The following is a 16,141-nucleotide window of genomic DNA, read 5'->3' on the forward strand; positions in this document are numbered from 1 at the left end:
GAGGAGAGGTGCCCGGAGCGGCTCAACGGGGACCAGAGAGCAATCTCACGGTCGGGCCCACAAAGCCCACGCAGGTTCGAATCCTGCCCTCTCCGCGAAAAACGGCCACGCACCAACGGCCACACCAGGAGAGGTGCCCGGAGCGGCTCAACGGGGACCAGAGAGCAATCTCACGGTCGGGCCCACAAAGCCCACGCAGGTTCGAATCCTGCCCTCTCCGCTCGTCGCATACGCCCCGGCACCCGGCTTCCGGCGCGGCCCCGCCCACCGGCCGCGCGGCCCCGGTGCCGCACGCACCGTCGGTGAACCCCCCGCACCGGCGGACACACGCGCCCCGGCGCACCGCCCGGCACTGGGTGGTGCGCCGGGGCGCAGACACGTTCGCATCCACCACCACCCCTTCCGCTTGACCTCTGTTGTCCCGCGACCGCGCAGGTCAGCACCCTTGCCGACATGACTCGGACTCGTTCAGCAGAAAAATACCTTCCCAAAGGAATTATTCTGTGCCAGGATGGAGTCGGGAGGAAACCCCGGGGCGGAAGCCGGCCGGGAGACCGCCACGCGGCCTCGGCCGCAGAGACGGACCGCCGCGACCGGCCCCCCGACCACTCTCTGACGCACTGATCGCCAAGGGGGAAACATGCTGAGGTTCTCGATCCTCGGGGCACTGCAGATCCGCACCGCGTCGGGACCGGCCGAGATCTCCGGCGATCTGCAACGGACCCTGGTTCAGACGCTGCTGGTCAGCGAGGGCCAGTCGGTCTCCGGTGAGGCGCTGGTCGAGGAGATGTGGGGCGAGGGCGCCCCGGACAACCAGGCCAACGCCCTGCAGGCCCATGTCAGCCGGCTGCGCCGTAAGCTGCGCGGCCTGGAGCCCGATCGCACCACCTCGCGCGTCACCATCCACCCCTCGGGCTACCGCCTGACGGTCAACGAGGGGGAGCTGGACGCCGCCGAGTTCGTCAGGACGGTCCGCCAGGCCGAGACCCTCGGCTCGGGCTCACCGGAGGAGGCGGCCCGGTTACTGAGACAGGCCCTGGCCATGTGGCGGGGGCCGGTGTTCGGCGGCTTCACCGGCGGGACCCTGTGTCAGCTCGCCGGCGCCCGCTACGAGGAGTACCGCATGCGGGCCATGGAGCTCCGCTTCGACGCCGAACTACGGCTCGGCCGGCACGCCGCCGTCCTGGCCGAACTCGCCGAGACCCACACGAGCCACCCGCTCAGGGAACGCTTCTGCGAGCAGCTGATGATCGCCCTGTACTGCGCGGGCCGCCAGGCCGACGCCCTGGACGTGTTCCGCCGTATGCGCCGCCACCTCGCCGACGAACTCGGCATCGAGCCCTCCCCCGCGCTGCGGCAGGTCGAGAGCGCCATCCTGTCCCACGACCCGGCCCTGTCCGGTGACGTGCGCGCTCCCCTGCTCCAGCCCACCTGACGCCACCGGTCCCGGCGCCGCGTAAGCGGCACGTCAGCCGCTGGTCAGCACTGCCTGGAACGATCCGGATCGGAAGTGGAAACCGCCCCCGACCTTTGGAGAACCACATGACCACGAGCCAGTCGCCGGCCCGCGCCGTGACGACCCAGGGGCGTGCGGAGGCCGCGCGTCCATTACGTCTCTTCCTCGGCCTCGACGCCGTCGTGACCGGCGGCAACGGCCTCATCTACCTGTTCGCCGCGGGCCCGGTGGGGGACCTGCTCGGCCTCGACACCGGCTTCCTCCGCGGCATCGGCGTGTTCCTCACCGTCTACGGCGCACTGGTCGCCGTACTGGCCAGCCGCCCGGTGCCGTCCACCGCGGCCACCAAGGCGGTCATCGAGGCGAACCTGCTGTGGGCGGTCGCGAGCGTGGCCGCCGTGGTCTTCGGCTGGCTGGACCCGAACACCGTCGGCACCGTGTGGACCCCGCTCCAAGCGGCCGTCGTCGCGGTCTTCGCCGTGCTCCAGATGAACGGTCTGCGCCGGCTCGGCAACTGACATCCCGTCCCATCAGGGGGAGACATGAGGTCCCACGTCGCGGAGCTGGCCGGGATACGCCGCCAGGTGCTGGCCGGCCCCAGTGAGAAGGCGACGCGAGCGCAGCACGCCAAGGGCAAGCTGACCGCACGCGAGCGCATCGGCCTGCTGTTGGACGAGGGCTCGTTCCGCGAGGTCGAGCAGCTGCGCCGGCACCGGGCGACCGGATTCGGTCTGGAGGCCAGGAGGCCGTACACGGACGGTGTGATCACCGGCTGGGGCACGGTGGAGGGCCGCACGGTGTTCGTCTACGCCCACGACTTCCGGATCTTCGGGGGTGCGCTGGGCGAGGCCCACGCCACCAAGATCCACAAGATCATGGACATGGCCATCGCGGCGGGCGCACCGCTGGTCTCCCTCAACGACGGCGCCGGCGCCCGCATCCAGGAGGGCGTCACCGCGCTCGCCGGCTACGGCGGCATCTTCCAGCGCAACACCCGGGCGTCCGGTGTCATCCCGCAGATCTCGGTGATGCTCGGCCCGTGCGCCGGAGGTGCCGCCTACTCCCCCGCACTCACCGACTTCGTGTTCATGGTCCGCGAGACGTCGCAGATGTTCATCACCGGACCGGACGTCGTCAAGGCGGTCACCGGTGAGGAGATCACCCAGAACGGCCTCGGCGGCGCGGACGTGCACGCCGAGACCAGCGGCGTCTGCCACTTCGCCTACGACGACGAGGAGACCTGCATCCAGGAGGTCCGCTACCTCCTGTCCCTGCTCCCGCAGAACAACCGGGAGAACCCGCCCGCGGTGCCGTGCGACGACCCGCACGACCGTCGCTGCGACACCCTCGCCGACCTGGTCCCGGCGGACGGCAACCGGCCCTACGACATGGCGGAGGTCATCGAGGAGATCGTCGACGACGGCGAGTACCTGGAGGTCCACGAGCGCTGGGCGCGCAACATCATCTGCGCGCTGGCCCGTCTCGGCGGGCAGGTGGTGGGCGTCGTCGCCAACCAGCCCCGGGTGCTCGCCGGTGTCCTGGACATCGAGGCCAGCGAGAAGGCCGCCCGCTTCGTGCAGATGTGCGACGCCTTCAGCATCCCGATCGTCACCCTCCTGGACGTCCCCGGGTTCCTGCCCGGCGTCGACCAGGAGCACGGCGGCATCATCCGCCACGGTGCCAAACTGCTGTACGCGTACTGCAACGCCACGGTGCCGCGGATCTCCCTGATCCTGCGCAAGGCCTACGGCGGCGCCTACATCGTCATGGACAGCCAGTCCATCGGCGCCGACCTCACCTACGCCTGGCCCACCAACGAGATCGCCGTCATGGGCGCCGAGGGCGCGGCCAACGTCATCTTCCGCCGCCGGATCGCCGAGGCCGAGGACCCCGAAGCCATGCGGGCCGAGCTGGTCAAGGAGTACAAGGCGGAACTGATGCACCCCTACTACGCGGCCGAGCGGGGCCTGGTCGACGACGTCATCGACCCCGCCGACACCCGCGAGGTCCTCATCCGCTCACTGGCGATGCTGCGCACCAAGCACGCCGACCACCCCGCCCGCAAGCACGGCAACCCCCCTCAGTGACGGCACGGCCGCCCCACAGCGACGGAGGTCCCATGCTCACTCCCCCGCCCCCCATCCGCATCGAGAAGGGCCAAGCCACGGACGAGGAACTGGCCGCCCTCGCGGCCCTGCTGCTCAGCCGTGCCGCCCTGGCCGGCGTCGACGCGCAGGCGTCCACCCCCGGCACCACCTCCTGGCGCCCCCACCCCTTCCACGCCCCGCACAGCTGGCAGACGCCCTGAGCGGTGACGCGCCGAAGCGCCGGACCGGCCCCCTCCCCCCCGAGGCGGCCGGTCCGGCGCTGGGGTTCGCACCCGGTTCGCGGGCGAAGGCCGGGCCGGGTGTGTCGTACCCGAGGGCACGGGTGAACAGCACGGTGTCGCGAGCCATCGCCTCGATCGTGCCGGGTGTGACGCCGCCGGACGCGCCGACGCCGCGGTTGTCGAACGCGGGGACCCCGTTGTCCAGGACTGCGGACAGGTGGTTGAGGAGGATCAGGGGTATTTCCGTCGTCCGGGCCGAGCCGCCGGTAGGCGAAGGTCACGCCACGCACGGACACGCCGCCGACGGACTCGCCGCCCGGCGCCCCGTGTTCACCGATCTTCCATCACCACGACAGATTCGTCCCGCGGGCGCTCGAATTCCTGGAACCGTAGCCAGCCGCCGGGCAGGTCCAGGGCCCCTGTCCCGCACCCAACGAGACCGGCACCCGGAAATCCGGCACTCCGGGAGCCCCGCCGACTGCGGCTCCGCCTGCTGCCCACGGCCGGACAGCTCGTCACCACCCTCTCATGCAAGGACATCTCACGCGCTACGCGACCTTCGGCCACCGGACCGGACTGCGCGTCTCCGAGTACGCGCTCGGCACGGCGAATTTCGGCACCGGCTGGGGCGCGGGCGCCGAGCCCGACGAGGCCCGGCGGATCTTCGACCGGTTCGCCGAGGCCGGCGGGACTTTCTCGACAGCGCGGACGGCTACCAGTTCGGCGAGTCGGAGGAACTGACCGGAAAGCTGATCTCCGCCGACCGCGACCACTTCGTCCTGGCCACGAAGTTCACCCTCGGCGCCGCCCCGCAGCCGGACATCTCCAAGACGGGCAACGGCCGCAAGAACATGGTCGCCTCGGTCGAGGCCAGCCTGAAGCGCCTGGGGACCGACTACATCGACCTGTTGTGGGTGCACTTCCCCGACGAGCTCACTCCGATGGAGGAACTCCTGCGCGGGCTCGACGACCTGGTGAGCGCCGGCAAGATCCACCACACCGCGCTGTCCAACTTCCCCGCCTGGCGCGTCTCGCGCGCGGTAACCCTTGCGAACCTGAAGAACTGGGCCCCGATCGTGGGCATCCAGCACGAGTACAGCCTCGTCGAGCGCACCGCCGGCCGTGAGCTCCTACCCATGGCCGAGAGCCTCGGGCTCGGCGCAGCCCTGTGGTCCCCGCTCGGCGGCGGACTGCTCACGGGCAAGTACCGCAGCTCCGCCGAGGGGCGCCTGAGCGACCTGGGCATGGTCATCCACACCGAGAGCACCGGCCAAAAGACCGCCGTCGTCGACAACGTCCTGGCGATCGCCGAGGAGGCCGGCGTGACGCCCGCCCAGGTGGCGGTGGCCTGGGTGCGCGAGCGCGCCGCCCGCTCCGTTGCCGCGCTCGTCCCGATCATCGGCCCGCGCAGTCTCTCCCAGCTCGACGGCTACCTCGGCGCCCTCGACGTCCAGCTGACCGATGAGCAGTACAACCGCCTGGCCGAGGTCAGCGCGGTGCCGCTCGGCGTCCCCCACGAAGGGATCGCCGCCACCTTGGACCACCTCCAGGGAGGCGCCGCCGACCGCGTCACCGCCCCGGTCGTGCCGGTGGCCTGATGGGTGAACGCGGCTGAGGACGAGATGCGCCCGCGCCGCCCGTGATCGCCTTCGACAACCGCGGTGCCGGTGCGTCCCGCGGCTCCACACCCGACATGCGGCGGCTGGCCAGACGGTCTCCCACCGCTGCCCCGGCTCGGAACGACACCCGGCGCTGGAGCGCTTGACACCAAACCGGCACATCGCACCGGCGACGTACCGCGCGGACGACGGTGAGCGTCCCCAATCCTCTCCTGCGGGATCGGTGTGTCGGGGTGATCGACGAAATGCGCCTGGATACCGTCGTAGGTGGCCGTGCAGCCCGGGTCTGTCAGGCGGCGCAGGACGGCGCGGGCGCCGGGCGTCACGACAGCGATCATGTCGAAGAGCAACCGCTCCGTCCAGCCCTCCCTGAGGTCTTCCCCTCCAAGATCCTTCGGGCCCGGTCGAGGTCCAGGGCGGGGGGCCTCCGGCCAGGCGCCCACCAGCGCGCAACGGGAGCAGCAGATCACCCCTGGACGTGCTTGAGCAGGACCATTTGGTTGCGGGCCCTGGCTGCCTACGGTGAGCTGCCAGGTCACTGACCTGCACCGCTTCAGGGAGCGCCTGGCGGATCGCCTCGCCGTAGGAGCCGGAGCCGTCGCGGCAGACGTATGCGGCCCCGGAGTGCTCACGTAGCCACGCGGCCAGGGTCTGGGCGGTGCGCTCGGGCAGGACGTCGATCCGCTCGCGGGTCTCGGCGTCGATGATCGCGGTGGCGTAGCGGTGCCGGCGCTTGGGGGCGATGTCATCGATGCCGAGCACGCGCGGGACGCGCAGCGGCGGTGCCGCCCTTCGCATGGGCATGCGCAGTTCGGTCGAGCGGGAGATCGCGCGGGAGAGACGGGCGCCCGCCCGGCCCTCTAACTCCTCGACTGCGGAGCCGAGTTGGTCTGCCAGGCAGTCGGTGCGACGCTGGTAGCACTTCACGACGCCGGGAACCTGATCACGGAACGCGCGGTGCCCTTCGCCACCGGCCGTGGCGAAGGGCACCATGGTTCACCCGGGCTCCCGGGCCGCCGCGATCATGCGGGAGCCGTACGGTCTCCCTTCGGGGTGTTCATGAGCCAGAAACCGCCCCCGGCCGGTGCCCAGTGGACACCATCCAGCGCGGCCACGGCTCTTTCCAGGACCTCGTCAGCGCTTCCGGGCCACGCCTCGAAGCCGCCACCGCCGAGCTCTCCGACGATCATGAAGCCGTCCCGCACCAGATGGGTGAGGACCTCGATCGCGACGGCCCTGAAGTCGCTCCGCGACCGCTCGGCCGCTTCGCGTGCGAGCCCGATCAGCCTGTCCACGGGTACCCAGTCGCCGAGCCCCTCCACGAGGAGCTCACATACGATGACGTCCCTATTCATCCGGATTCCTATTCATCGGGAAGGTGTACCTTCATGCCCTTCCCCCCGACGGGGAAGATGTCGATCGTCTCCCCGCCGGACCTCGACGAGGTACGCCACTGGATGACCGTGCCGTCCGCCAGCTTGTACACCTCGGGGATCTTGGGCCCGCGTGCGGGCAGGCGCTCCGCGCCGGCGGTCCACTTCTCGAACGCCTTGCGCATGTCGGAGACGCTGGACATCTCACGGACGTGTGACTGCTTGCCCTTCGGGAGGGCGTCGAACTCCGACTTCCACACGCCGCACCCGTTGGCGTTGTGGACGAGCAGCGGGGTGGTGCCCGCCACCACGTAGTACGTGTGCAGGTCCGCGACGGTGAGGTTGTGGACCGTCCGGTCCTGCGCCGTCCACGCGGACACCGCGCTGACCGGTACGTGCGTCCCCGCGCTCGTGCGCAGCCACATGCCCGGCCGCAGGTCGCCCGCGGTGCCCCACACCCCGAGGTCCTCGATCCAGAAGGGGTGCCCCTCGGTCGCGGTGACCGAGGAGGTGCCGTCGTCCGTGCGCACCTCGGCCGTGACGAGTTCCTTGTCGCCGTGACCGGTGATGAGGGCCGTGACGGGCTCGGACTGTGTGCGCCCGCTCTCCGGGTCGGTGGCGAGCACCTCATCGCCCACGCGCACCCGCTCGATGGGCAGGTGCGTGCCGTCCGCCATCAGTACGGGAGTGCCGGCCGGGAAGCTGTTGCAGGGGACGGCTCCCTCGCCCTTGCGGGCCTTCTTGACGTCCTCCGCCGTCAGGAGCTTGCCGCCGGCCCTGAGCCAGTGCAGTACGGAGAGGCCGCCCAGCGCCCGCTCCTTGGCGCTGAGCTTGTCACTGGTGACCAGGTCCTTGCCGACGACGGCCTCGACGACGCCCTTGCCGTCGCCGATGCCCGGCAACAAGTCCAGCAGGAGGGACATCCGGCGCTGCTGCTCGGCGTCGTCCAGGCCCGAGGATCCGGAGCCCCAGGTGTCACCGATGTGGGAGAAGTCGAAGTCGATGTCCGGTATCTCGCGCAGCTTCTGCGCGCCCTTCTTGATCCCGGGTACGTGCTTGTTCGCCTCGTTGACGCCCCGGTTCGCCTGTGCGATGCCCGCGTTCATCTCCTTCATGCCCTTGTTGGCCTTGGAGATGCCCTTGTTCGCCTGCGCCAGGCCCTTGTTGACCTCCGCGACGCCCTCGTTCATGGTCCGCAGTCCGCGGTCCATCTGGGCGAAGCCTTCGTTCATCTGGTCGAAGGCCGCGTTGAGCTCGGCGAGGTCCTTCTCGAAGTCGAAGATGGGCTTGGCCGCGGGGTACTTGGGTGGTGTGTAATCCGGGTAGTAGTCGCCCAGCGCGATGGTGAGGATGGTGACGGCGAGGAGCGAGTCGCTCTGCGTCCCCAGCAGGTCGGTCGCCCTGCCGAGGTTCTTGCCGACCTTGTCCAGGTGCGGTTTGGCGCTCTGGAGGGTCTTGACCGCCTGTTCCAGCAGCTTCGACTGTTTTTGCGGGTCGGGTTCCTTGGCCGGGTCCAGCAGATCCTGCGGCTTGAGTGCGTGCAGCGCCTTCAGGTCCTTGTCCAGCGCGGCGAAGCCGGCACCGTGGTCCTTCATGGCGTCCTGTGTGATGAACAGGAACAGACCCACTCCGATGCCCAGTTTCACGGCTTTGCCCGCGAACTCCTTGTAGCAGCGGGGCCGTTCCAGCAGGGGCAGGCCGTCGCAGTTCGCGTACTGACGCACCTTGGCGACGATGGCCGCCAGCCGTTCCACGCGGTTGTCGCTGGCGGGCGTGGCCGCTGCGGCACTGCCCATGGATCCTGCGAAGAGGACGGACAACACGACGATGAACGTCGCGAGCCTCGATCTGAGATTGTTGTACATGACTTCCTTGGTCAGGGCCCGGCGGGTCCCCCGGCCAGGCCCTGCTCCCCGTGACGCTCTCGGTAGGGAGAGCCGTCTTGTTACTGGCGCGTAGCCATATGGTCCGGAGCACCTTAACGCATCCCCTCAAACGGCTTGCGGCCCGGCCCTCGCCACCGGCGGCGACGGGGCGCCGAGCCAGGGGTCCGCCCGGTCCGGTGCCGTTGCGGGCCGCCGTGCGGCTACCGGCGGGAAATGCCTGACGGGGCCTACCGGTTGAGCGTGGCAAGGATTCCGGGTGTCGGCCTCCGAGGAGAAGACGCTCACCCTCGGCCGGTTCGAGTTCGTGTCAAGGCCCAGACGGAACGCGGCGCCGGCGGGACGCTCGGCTACGGGCTCCTGCTGCCGAGTAACGAGGACACATTCCTCGCTGCCGGCGACAACTTCACGGTCGGCCCGCGCTCGCAGGACGGCCGGCCGATGGCCATCCCGCGAGCGGACGAGCTCGTGGTCAGCAGTGACGAACGCAGGCCTCGAAGGCGCCTCAACGGTGACGAGACCTTTTCCTGGCCCCCAGGCCTGACGAGCCATCAGAGCGAGCGTCACGACTGCTCTGCGCGGACCCGGTCAGGATCGGAGACACCACACGCCGGTCTTCCCGGTAATCATCGAACCCGCAGGTCAGACCCGTTCGCCCGGCCGCCCTGACTGATGCACAAAGAATAGCAGGTCAGAGTCCCTTTTTAGTGGGCTCAAGAATAGCCACGCACTCCACGTGCGACGTCATCGGAAACAGATCGAACGCCCGCAGCGTCCGCACCCGGTAGCCGCCGTCCCGGAAGTACCCCAAGTCCCGCGCCAGTGCCGCCGGATCGCACGCCACGTACGCGATCCGCCGGGCATTCAGCGAGGACAGATGCTCCACGGTCTTGCGGCCCGCCCCGGCCCGGGGCGGATCCAGTACGACCAGGTCGACCTCCGTGATGCCCGTACGCGGCAGCACGCTCTCGACCTTGCCCTGCTCGATGCGGACGCGCTCGAAGTCGGCCAGGTTGTGCCGCGCGTCCTCCACCGCCCGCTTGCCCGACTCGATGCCGAGGACCGCGCCCTGGTCGCCGACCCGGTCGGCGAGCGCGCCCGCGAAGAGGCCGACGCCGCAGTACAGGTCGAGCGCCATGTCGCCCTTGCGCGGCAGCAGGCCCTGCATGACCGCGGTCACCAGGGTGTCCGCGGCCTTCGGGTGGACCTGCCAGAAGCCGCCGTTGCCGACGCGGTGCGTGCGGCCGTCCGCCCGTTCGCGGACGAAGGGGCGGCCGTGGACGCGGTGGACGCCGCCGGAGCGTTCGTCCACCCGCAGGACGGAGACGGGGCGGTCGAGTTCGACGAGCGGGAGACGCGCGCCCGGCTTCGGGGTGAGGACCACCTGGCGGTCCTGGGAGCCGGTCGCAGCGATCGCCTCGACGGAGTCCATGCCCGTCCAGACCCGCTTCTCGATGCCCAGCTCGCTGACGCCCTCCGCGGCGATCATGCAGTGATCGATGGGTTCCACCTCGTGCGAGCGGTGCCGGCGCAGGCCCGCCCGGCCGTCGGCGGTGACGGCGTACTGCACGCGGGTGCGCCAGGCCGGGACCTGGCCGGCCGGCACCTTGTCGCCCTCGGCGGGCAGCACCGTGCCGTCCCAGCCGGCGTCCTCCGGGGTGAGCCCGGCGAGGCGCTGGAGCTGTTCGGCGATGACGTCGGCCTTCAGGCGCCGCTGCGCCCCGGGCTTCGCGTGCTGCCAGTCGCAGCCGCCGCAGCGGCCGGGGCCGGCGAACGGGCAGGGCTCGTCGATGCGGTCCTTGGAGGCGTCGAGCACCGTCACCGCGTCGGCGCGCAGGAACCGCGCACCCTCCTCGCCCTCCGTCACCCGCGCCACGACCCGCTCGCCGGGCAGCGCGTGCCGTACGAACAGCACCTGGCCCTCGGACGTGCGGGCGATGCAGTGGCCGCCGTGGGCGACGGGGCCGACCTCGACCTCGTACTCCTCCCCCACCAGCGACTTCCTCGGTTCTGCCTGCATGGCGGGATGACTCCAAAACACGTGAGGGGGAAGGGCCGAAACGGAAACGGCCGGACGACAGCCCACCAGTCTACGTGGCTGCCGACCGGCCGTTTCACACGAGCCGTCGTCTCAGAGAATCATCACGACTTGTGCTCGGAGGATTCCTTCGACCGCACCTGCGCGGGACCCCGCCGCACCGAGCCCGGCGCGTTCCAGTCCTGCTGCCTGCGGGCCCGCCGCTTGGCGGCCTCGGAGGACTGCAGCTGGTACGGCACCGAGGTCACCATGATCCCGGGCGTGAACAGCAGCCGGCCCTTCAGCCGCAGGGCGCTCTGGTTGTGCAGCAGATGCTCGTACCAGTGGCCGACCACGTACTCCGGGATGATCACGGACACCGCGTCGCGCGGGGACTCCTTGCGGAGGCTCTTGACGTACTCGATGATCGGCCGCGTGATCTCGCGGTAGGGCGAGTCCAGGACCTTCAGCGGTACGTCGATGCCGCGCCGCTCCCACTCCTCGCGCAGCGCCTTGGTCTCCGCCGGGTCGACGTTGACGCTCAGCGCCTCCAGGGTGTCCGAGCGCATCAGCTTGGCGTAGGCCAGGGCGCGCAGCGTCGGGCGGTGGATCTTGGAGATCAGCACGACCGAGTGGACCCGCGAGGGCCGTACGAGGTCGTCGGTGGGGCCCTCGGGTGCGGCGATCTCGGCGGCGACCCGGTCGTAGTGCTTACGGATGGCCGTCATCGTCGCGTAGAAGATCACCATGCCGAGCAGGGCGACCCAGGCCCCGTGGGTGAACTTGGTGAGCAGGACGACGACCAGCACGAGGCCGGTGAAGAAGGCGCCGAACGCGTTGATCGCGCGGGAGCGGATCATGTGGCGGCGCTTGGCCTGGTCCTTCTCGGTGGCCAGGTGGCGGTTCCAGTGCCGGACCATGCCGGTCTGGCTCAGCGTGAAGGACACGAACACGCCGACGATGTAGAGCTGGATCAGGCGCGTGGAGTCGGCGCCGTAGATCCCCACCAGCAGTCCGGCGGCGCCGGCGAGGAGCACGATGCCGTTGGAGAAGGCCAGCCGGTCGCCGCGGGTGTGCAGCTGGCGCGGCAGGTAACGGTCCTGGGCGAGGATCGAGCCGAGCAGCGGGAAACCGTTGTAGGCGGTGTTGGCCGCGAGGAACAGCACCAGCGCCGTGGCCGCGGCCAGGATGATGAACAGGAAGCTGCCCTTGCCGAAGACGGCCTCGGCGACCTGGGAGATCACCGGGTTCTGCACGTAGTCGGGGCCGAGCGGGACGCCGTTGTGGATGAGGTCCTGGGCCGGGTTCTCGGCCATGCGGACGTCGGTCGCGGCGGCCAGCGCGATGATGCCGCAGAACATGGTGACGGCCAGCAGGCCCATCATGGCGAGGGTGGTCGCGGCGTTCTTCGACTTGGGCTTCCGGAAGGCCGGGACGCCGTTGGAGATCGCCTCGACGCCGGTGAGGGCGGCGCAGCCGGAGGAGAAGGCGCGCAGCAGCAGGAAGACCAGCGCGAAGCCGGCCAGGCCCTGGTGCTCGGGCTTGATGACGTAGTCCGCCGTCGGTGCCCGCATGGTGTCGCCCAGGACCAGTCCGCGGAAGGCGCCCCACGCGATCATGGTGAAGACGCCGAAGACGAAGACGTACGTCGGGATCGCGAACAGCGAGCCGGACTCCTTCACCCCGCGCAGGTTCATCAGCGTCAGCAGCACGATCACGCCGATCGCGCAGAGCACCTTGTGCTCGACCACGAAGGGGACCGCGGAGCCCAGGTTCTCGATGCCGGAGGAGATCGACACGGCGACGGTGAGGACGTAGTCCACGAGCAGGGCGCTCGCGACCGTCAGGCCGGCCTTGGGCCCGAGGTTCGTGTTCGCCACCTCGTAGTCGCCGCCGCCGCTGGGGTAGGCGTGCACGTTCTGCCGGTAGGAGGCGACCACGGTGAACATCAGCACGACGACCGCGACGGCGATCCACGGGCTGAAGTGGTACGCCGTCACTCCCGCGATCGACAGGACCAGCAGCACCTCGCCGGGCGCGTACGCCACGGAGGAGAGCGGGTCGGAGGCGAAGACGGGGAGTGCGATGCGCTTCGGCAGGAGCGTTTCGCCCAGCCGGTCACTGCGCAGTGCGCGCCCGATCAGGATCCGTTTGGGCACGTCGGTCAGTTTGGACACAACAGAGGATCGTAGGCGTTCGATTGCCAGGTCGCCCACCCGCCACCCCCCATCGGCGTTCCGTCTGCTCTCCGAGTGAATTCAGAGGCGCATGCGGCTGAGGATTCCGCAGGTCACCCGCTTCCCATGCCTATATGACTAAGCCCCGTCCGTTTCCCGCCCGTTGCCGCCCCTGGAGGTCCCATGCACACCCCCGCCCAGCTGATCGGCGCCGTGGCCACCCTCATCGCCCTCGGAATCCTGACCCTGGCGAGTGTGCGCAGCATCAGCCGCCGCAACCACGTCTCGTCCGGGGCGCGCTAGCGTTCGGGGCCCGGCTGCTCGGACCGCTCCCGCTCCCCTCAGGTTCCGGTGCGCTCCGCCGCCCCGCCCCGCGGCTCTCGCTCTCGTGACGCACGGCGGCCGTCTGCCCGGCCGGCGCCCGGCAGGGCCTCGGCAACGCCCTCGGCTTTGCGGATACGTTGGACTCGGGCAGTTGAACGCGGCACCGCCCCCGGAGGGCATCATGGCGTGATTCCACCGGCATGATGTTGCCCGGCGACCCGCTCGCGGGTCGTGACGTGATGCCGGGCGAGCCGAGAGAGAGACATGAGCACGACATTCATGAAGCCCAGAGGGCCTGCAGGAAGCGCGGTGTGACGCGATGCATATTGTGATCATGGGTTGCGGAAGGGTGGGTTCCGCGCTGGCTCAGAACCTGGAGCAACAGGGGCACACGGTCGCCGTGGTCGACCAGGACCCCACGGCCTTCCGCCGGCTGGGCTCCTCGTTCGGCGGCCGCCGGGTCACCGGTGTCGGCTTCGACCAGGACACCCTGCGCGAGGCGGGCATCGAGGAGGCCGGCGCCTTCGCCGCCGTCTCCAGCGGTGACAACTCCAACATCATCGCCGCCCGCGTGGCCCGCGAGATGTTCGGCATCGAGAACGTCGCCGCCCGCATCTACGACCCCCGCCGCGCGGAGGTCTACCAGCGCCTGGGCATCCCCACCGTCGCGACCGTCCGCTGGACGGCCGACCAGATGCTGCGCCGCCTGCTGCCCTCCGGCGCCGAGCCGCTGTGGCGCGACCCCACCGGCGGTGTCCAGCTCGCCGAGGTGCACACCTCCACCGCCTGGGTCGGCCACAAGATCAGCCGGATCCAGGAGGAGACCGGCGTGCGCGTCGCGTTCCTGACCCGGCTCGGCGAGGCGGTCCTGCCCACCTCGCAGACGGTGCTGCAGGAGGGCGACCTGGTGCACGTGATGATGCGCACCGACGAGGTCGACAAGGTCGAGGCGGCGTTCGCCAAGGGTCCCGAAGAGGAGGGCGGTCACTGATGAGGGTCGCCATTGCCGGAGCCGGCGCCGTCGGCCGCTCGATCGCGGGCGAACTGCTGGAGAACGGCCACGAGGTCCTCCTGATCGACAAGGCGCCGACCGCCATCTCGGTCGAACGCGTCCCGCAGGCCGAGTGGCTGCTCGCCGACGCCTGCGAGATCACGTCCCTGGACGAGGCGGCGCTCCAGCGCTGCAACGTCGTGATCGCCGCGACCGGCGACGACAAGGTGAACCTGGTCGTCTCGCTCCTGGCCAAGACGGAGTACGGCGTCCCCCGCGTCGTCGCCCGGGTGAACAACCCCAAGAACGAGTGGCTGTTCAACGAGTCCTGGGGCGTGGACGTCGCCGTCTCCACCCCGCGTCTGATGTCGGCCCTGGTGGAGGAGGCGGTGAGTGTGGGCGACCTGGTCCGCCTGCTCCGCTTCAGCCACGGCGACGCCAACCTGGTCGAGCTGACCCTGCCGGAGGAGTCGGCTCTGGCCGGTACGCAGGTCGGCGACGTCGACTGGCCGCAGGACACGTCCCTGGTGACGATCATCCGCGGCAACCGCGTCCTGACCCCGTCCCGGGAGGACTCCCTGGAGGCGGGCGACGAGCTGCTCTTCGTGGCCGCCCAGGCCCGCGAGGAGCAACTGGAGGACCTGCTGTCGGTACGTCGCGACGCGGCGAGCTGAGCCGGTCTCCGGGCGAAGGGAAGCGAACGGACTAGGGGCGTCCCGTGTGCTCGGGACGCCCCTGTCCGTCAGCGGTGGAGGGTCACTGCTCCGCGGACCGTGCGGCGGCCTGCCGCTCGCGCTCCTCGGCCGCCTTCTCCTCCGCCTCCATCTCCGCGAACACGTCGATGGGCGCGGGCGCCTTCGCCAGGAACACCCACGTCAGGTACACCGCGAGCAGGAACGGCGGGATCTTCAGGGCGACCAGGACCCAGCCCAGCTGCGTGGTGTCGGCCCACCAGTACAGCGGGAAGAGGATCGCGCACTTGGCGAGCAGGATCGCGCCCCACGCGTAGCTGGCCTTCGCGTACGCCTTCTTGCGGCCCGGGTTCCGCGTGCGCCAGGAGAGGTTCTCCTTGAAGACCGGGCCGAGGATCAGCCCGATCAGCGGCACGCCGCACAGGGTGGTGATGATGTAGGCGAGGCCCAGTCCCAGCGTGTAGAGCATGCCGGGCAGGTAGAAGTCCTTGGCGTTGCCGGTCATCATCGCGAAGACGACACCGAAGGCCACGCCGAAGACACCGCTGAAGGCGTGCTTGACGGTGTCCTTCATCACCAGCCGGACCACGACCAGTACGAGCGACACGGCCAGCGCCGCGATCGCCGACAGGTGCAGGTCCTTGTTGATCGTGTAGATGGTGACGAAGAGGAGACCGGGAACGACCGTCTCCACCATGCCCCGCACGCCGCCGAACGCCTCGAACAGGGCGGCCTCGGTCACCGCCCGGGCGTCGTCCGCAGATGTCTCTTCGGTCGGCTTGTCGAGCGACGTCACCGGCTACTCCCGTCCGAGGGGTCTCAGTTCGTACTTGGGATTGAACAGCACCCGGCGGCCCCGGCTCATCGAGATCCGGCCCGATGCGATCAGCTTGCGCCCGGGCTCTATCCCCACGATGGAGCGCCTGCCGAGCCACACCACGTCCAGCGCGGCGGAGCCGTCGAACAGCTCGGCCTCCAGGGCGGGGACTCCGGCGCGCGGCCGAAGGGTGACCGTGCGCAAGGTACCAGTAACCGTCACTATCTGGCGGTCCTGACAGTCGCCGATCCGGATGCAGCCGGCCGTCTCGGTGTCCTCCCGCAGTTCCTCGGACTCCAGGTCCTCCTGCGACGAGGAGAGCCGGTCGAGCATGCGCCGGAACCGGCCCACCGGCTTTTCGGAACGAGGAACAGCACTCATATCTGAAGCGTACCGGGGCGTGCCGACATCTCCGTAGTCCTGTGGTGACCACCCCCGTTGACCAGGCACGGCCCACTTCCCG

The 16,141-nt window shown here is 70.0% G+C and carries 15 protein-coding genes and 3 pseudogenes; 11 read left to right on the forward strand and 7 right to left on the reverse strand.

Annotation, left to right across the window (positions count from 1 at the left end; all coding sequences use genetic code 11):
- Positions 1-2: 2 nt before the first annotated feature.
- From AB0937_RS24220 to AB0937_RS24255, 8 genes and pseudogenes are all read left to right on the forward strand, one after another.
- Positions 3-95 (forward strand): annotated as a pseudogene (locus AB0937_RS24220).
- A gap of 32 nt (positions 96-127) precedes the next feature.
- A pseudogene (locus AB0937_RS24225) lies at positions 128-220 on the forward strand.
- A gap of 420 nt (positions 221-640) precedes the next feature.
- Positions 641-1,435, forward strand: coding sequence for an AfsR/SARP family transcriptional regulator (locus AB0937_RS24230; RefSeq protein WP_366714277.1), 795 nt, complete (start codon positions 641-643; stop codon positions 1,433-1,435).
- Between the two features lie 107 nt (positions 1,436-1,542).
- Positions 1,543-1,974 (forward strand): hypothetical protein, encoded by a 432-nt coding sequence (locus AB0937_RS24235; RefSeq protein ID WP_366714278.1) that lies wholly within the window; start codon positions 1,543-1,545, stop codon positions 1,972-1,974.
- Between the two features lie 24 nt (positions 1,975-1,998).
- Positions 1,999-3,543: an acyl-CoA carboxylase subunit beta gene (locus AB0937_RS24240; protein WP_366714279.1), complete on the forward strand. Its 1,545-nt coding sequence runs from the start codon at positions 1,999-2,001 to the stop codon at positions 3,541-3,543.
- Between the two features lie 32 nt (positions 3,544-3,575).
- Complete coding sequence (locus AB0937_RS24245; RefSeq protein WP_366714280.1) at positions 3,576-3,764, forward strand: acyl-CoA carboxylase epsilon subunit; 189 nt, start codon at positions 3,576-3,578, stop codon at positions 3,762-3,764.
- 549 nt (positions 3,765-4,313) lie between these two features.
- Entirely contained in the window at positions 4,314-4,526 is a 213-nt protein-coding gene (locus AB0937_RS24250) for a hypothetical protein (protein ID WP_366714393.1), read from the forward strand.
- Positions 4,523-5,383, forward strand: a complete 861-nt coding sequence (locus AB0937_RS24255) for an aldo/keto reductase (protein WP_366714386.1) — start codon at positions 4,523-4,525, stop codon at positions 5,381-5,383. Before AB0937_RS24250 ends, AB0937_RS24255 begins: the two co-directional genes overlap by 4 nt.
- Positions 5,384-5,938: 555 nt before the next feature.
- Here AB0937_RS24255 and AB0937_RS24260 read toward each other — a convergent pair.
- The 3 genes and pseudogenes from AB0937_RS24260 to AB0937_RS24270 all read right to left on the reverse strand — a co-directional run.
- Positions 5,939-6,355: pseudogene (locus AB0937_RS24260) on the reverse strand (transposase); the annotation flags it as partial.
- A 71-nt stretch (positions 6,356-6,426) separates the two neighbouring features.
- Positions 6,427-6,759 (reverse strand): hypothetical protein, encoded by a 333-nt coding sequence (locus AB0937_RS24265; RefSeq protein ID WP_366714281.1) that lies wholly within the window; start codon positions 6,757-6,759, stop codon positions 6,427-6,429.
- An 8-nt stretch (positions 6,760-6,767) separates the two neighbouring features.
- A complete protein-coding gene (locus AB0937_RS24270; protein ID WP_366714282.1) occupies positions 6,768-8,642 on the reverse strand; it encodes a polymorphic toxin-type HINT domain-containing protein in 1,875 nt (624 codons plus the stop codon).
- Between the two features lie 234 nt (positions 8,643-8,876).
- Here AB0937_RS24270 and AB0937_RS24275 point away from each other — a divergent pair, with 234 nt between their 5' ends.
- Positions 8,877-9,329, forward strand: a complete 453-nt coding sequence (locus tag AB0937_RS24275; RefSeq protein WP_366714283.1) for a DUF5597 domain-containing protein — start codon at positions 8,877-8,879, stop codon at positions 9,327-9,329.
- Positions 9,330-9,351: 22 nt separating this feature from the next.
- Here the strand turns inward: AB0937_RS24275 and AB0937_RS24280 are convergent, their stop codons facing one another.
- Positions 9,352-10,680, reverse strand: a complete 1,329-nt coding sequence (locus AB0937_RS24280) for a TRAM domain-containing protein (protein ID WP_366714284.1) — start codon at positions 10,678-10,680, stop codon at positions 9,352-9,354.
- Between the two features lie 122 nt (positions 10,681-10,802).
- Complete coding sequence (locus AB0937_RS24285) at positions 10,803-12,854, reverse strand: APC family permease (RefSeq protein WP_366714285.1); 2,052 nt, start codon at positions 12,852-12,854, stop codon at positions 10,803-10,805.
- Positions 12,855-13,497: 643 nt separating this feature from the next.
- Between AB0937_RS24285 and AB0937_RS24290 the strand changes: the two genes are divergently transcribed.
- Positions 13,498-14,169: a TrkA family potassium uptake protein gene (locus AB0937_RS24290; RefSeq protein ID WP_094053911.1), complete on the forward strand. Its 672-nt coding sequence runs from the start codon at positions 13,498-13,500 to the stop codon at positions 14,167-14,169.
- A complete protein-coding gene (locus AB0937_RS24295; protein ID WP_234846512.1) occupies positions 14,169-14,843 on the forward strand; it encodes a TrkA family potassium uptake protein in 675 nt (224 codons plus the stop codon). Before AB0937_RS24290 ends, AB0937_RS24295 begins: the two co-directional genes overlap by 1 nt.
- A gap of 82 nt (positions 14,844-14,925) precedes the next feature.
- Here AB0937_RS24295 and AB0937_RS24300 read toward each other — a convergent pair whose 3' ends face one another.
- Positions 14,926-15,657 (reverse strand): DUF3159 domain-containing protein, encoded by a 732-nt coding sequence (locus AB0937_RS24300; protein WP_107459968.1) that lies wholly within the window; start codon positions 15,655-15,657, stop codon positions 14,926-14,928.
- Between the two features lie 3 nt (positions 15,658-15,660).
- Positions 15,661-16,059 (reverse strand): OB-fold nucleic acid binding domain-containing protein, encoded by a 399-nt coding sequence (locus AB0937_RS24305; protein WP_104781211.1) that lies wholly within the window; start codon positions 16,057-16,059, stop codon positions 15,661-15,663.
- Positions 16,060-16,141: the final 82 nt, after the last annotated feature.

Origin of the sequence: Streptomyces sp. NPDC047880 (assembly GCF_040706515.1) — a bacterium.
Classification (GTDB): domain Bacteria; phylum Actinomycetota; class Actinomycetes; order Streptomycetales; family Streptomycetaceae; genus Streptomyces.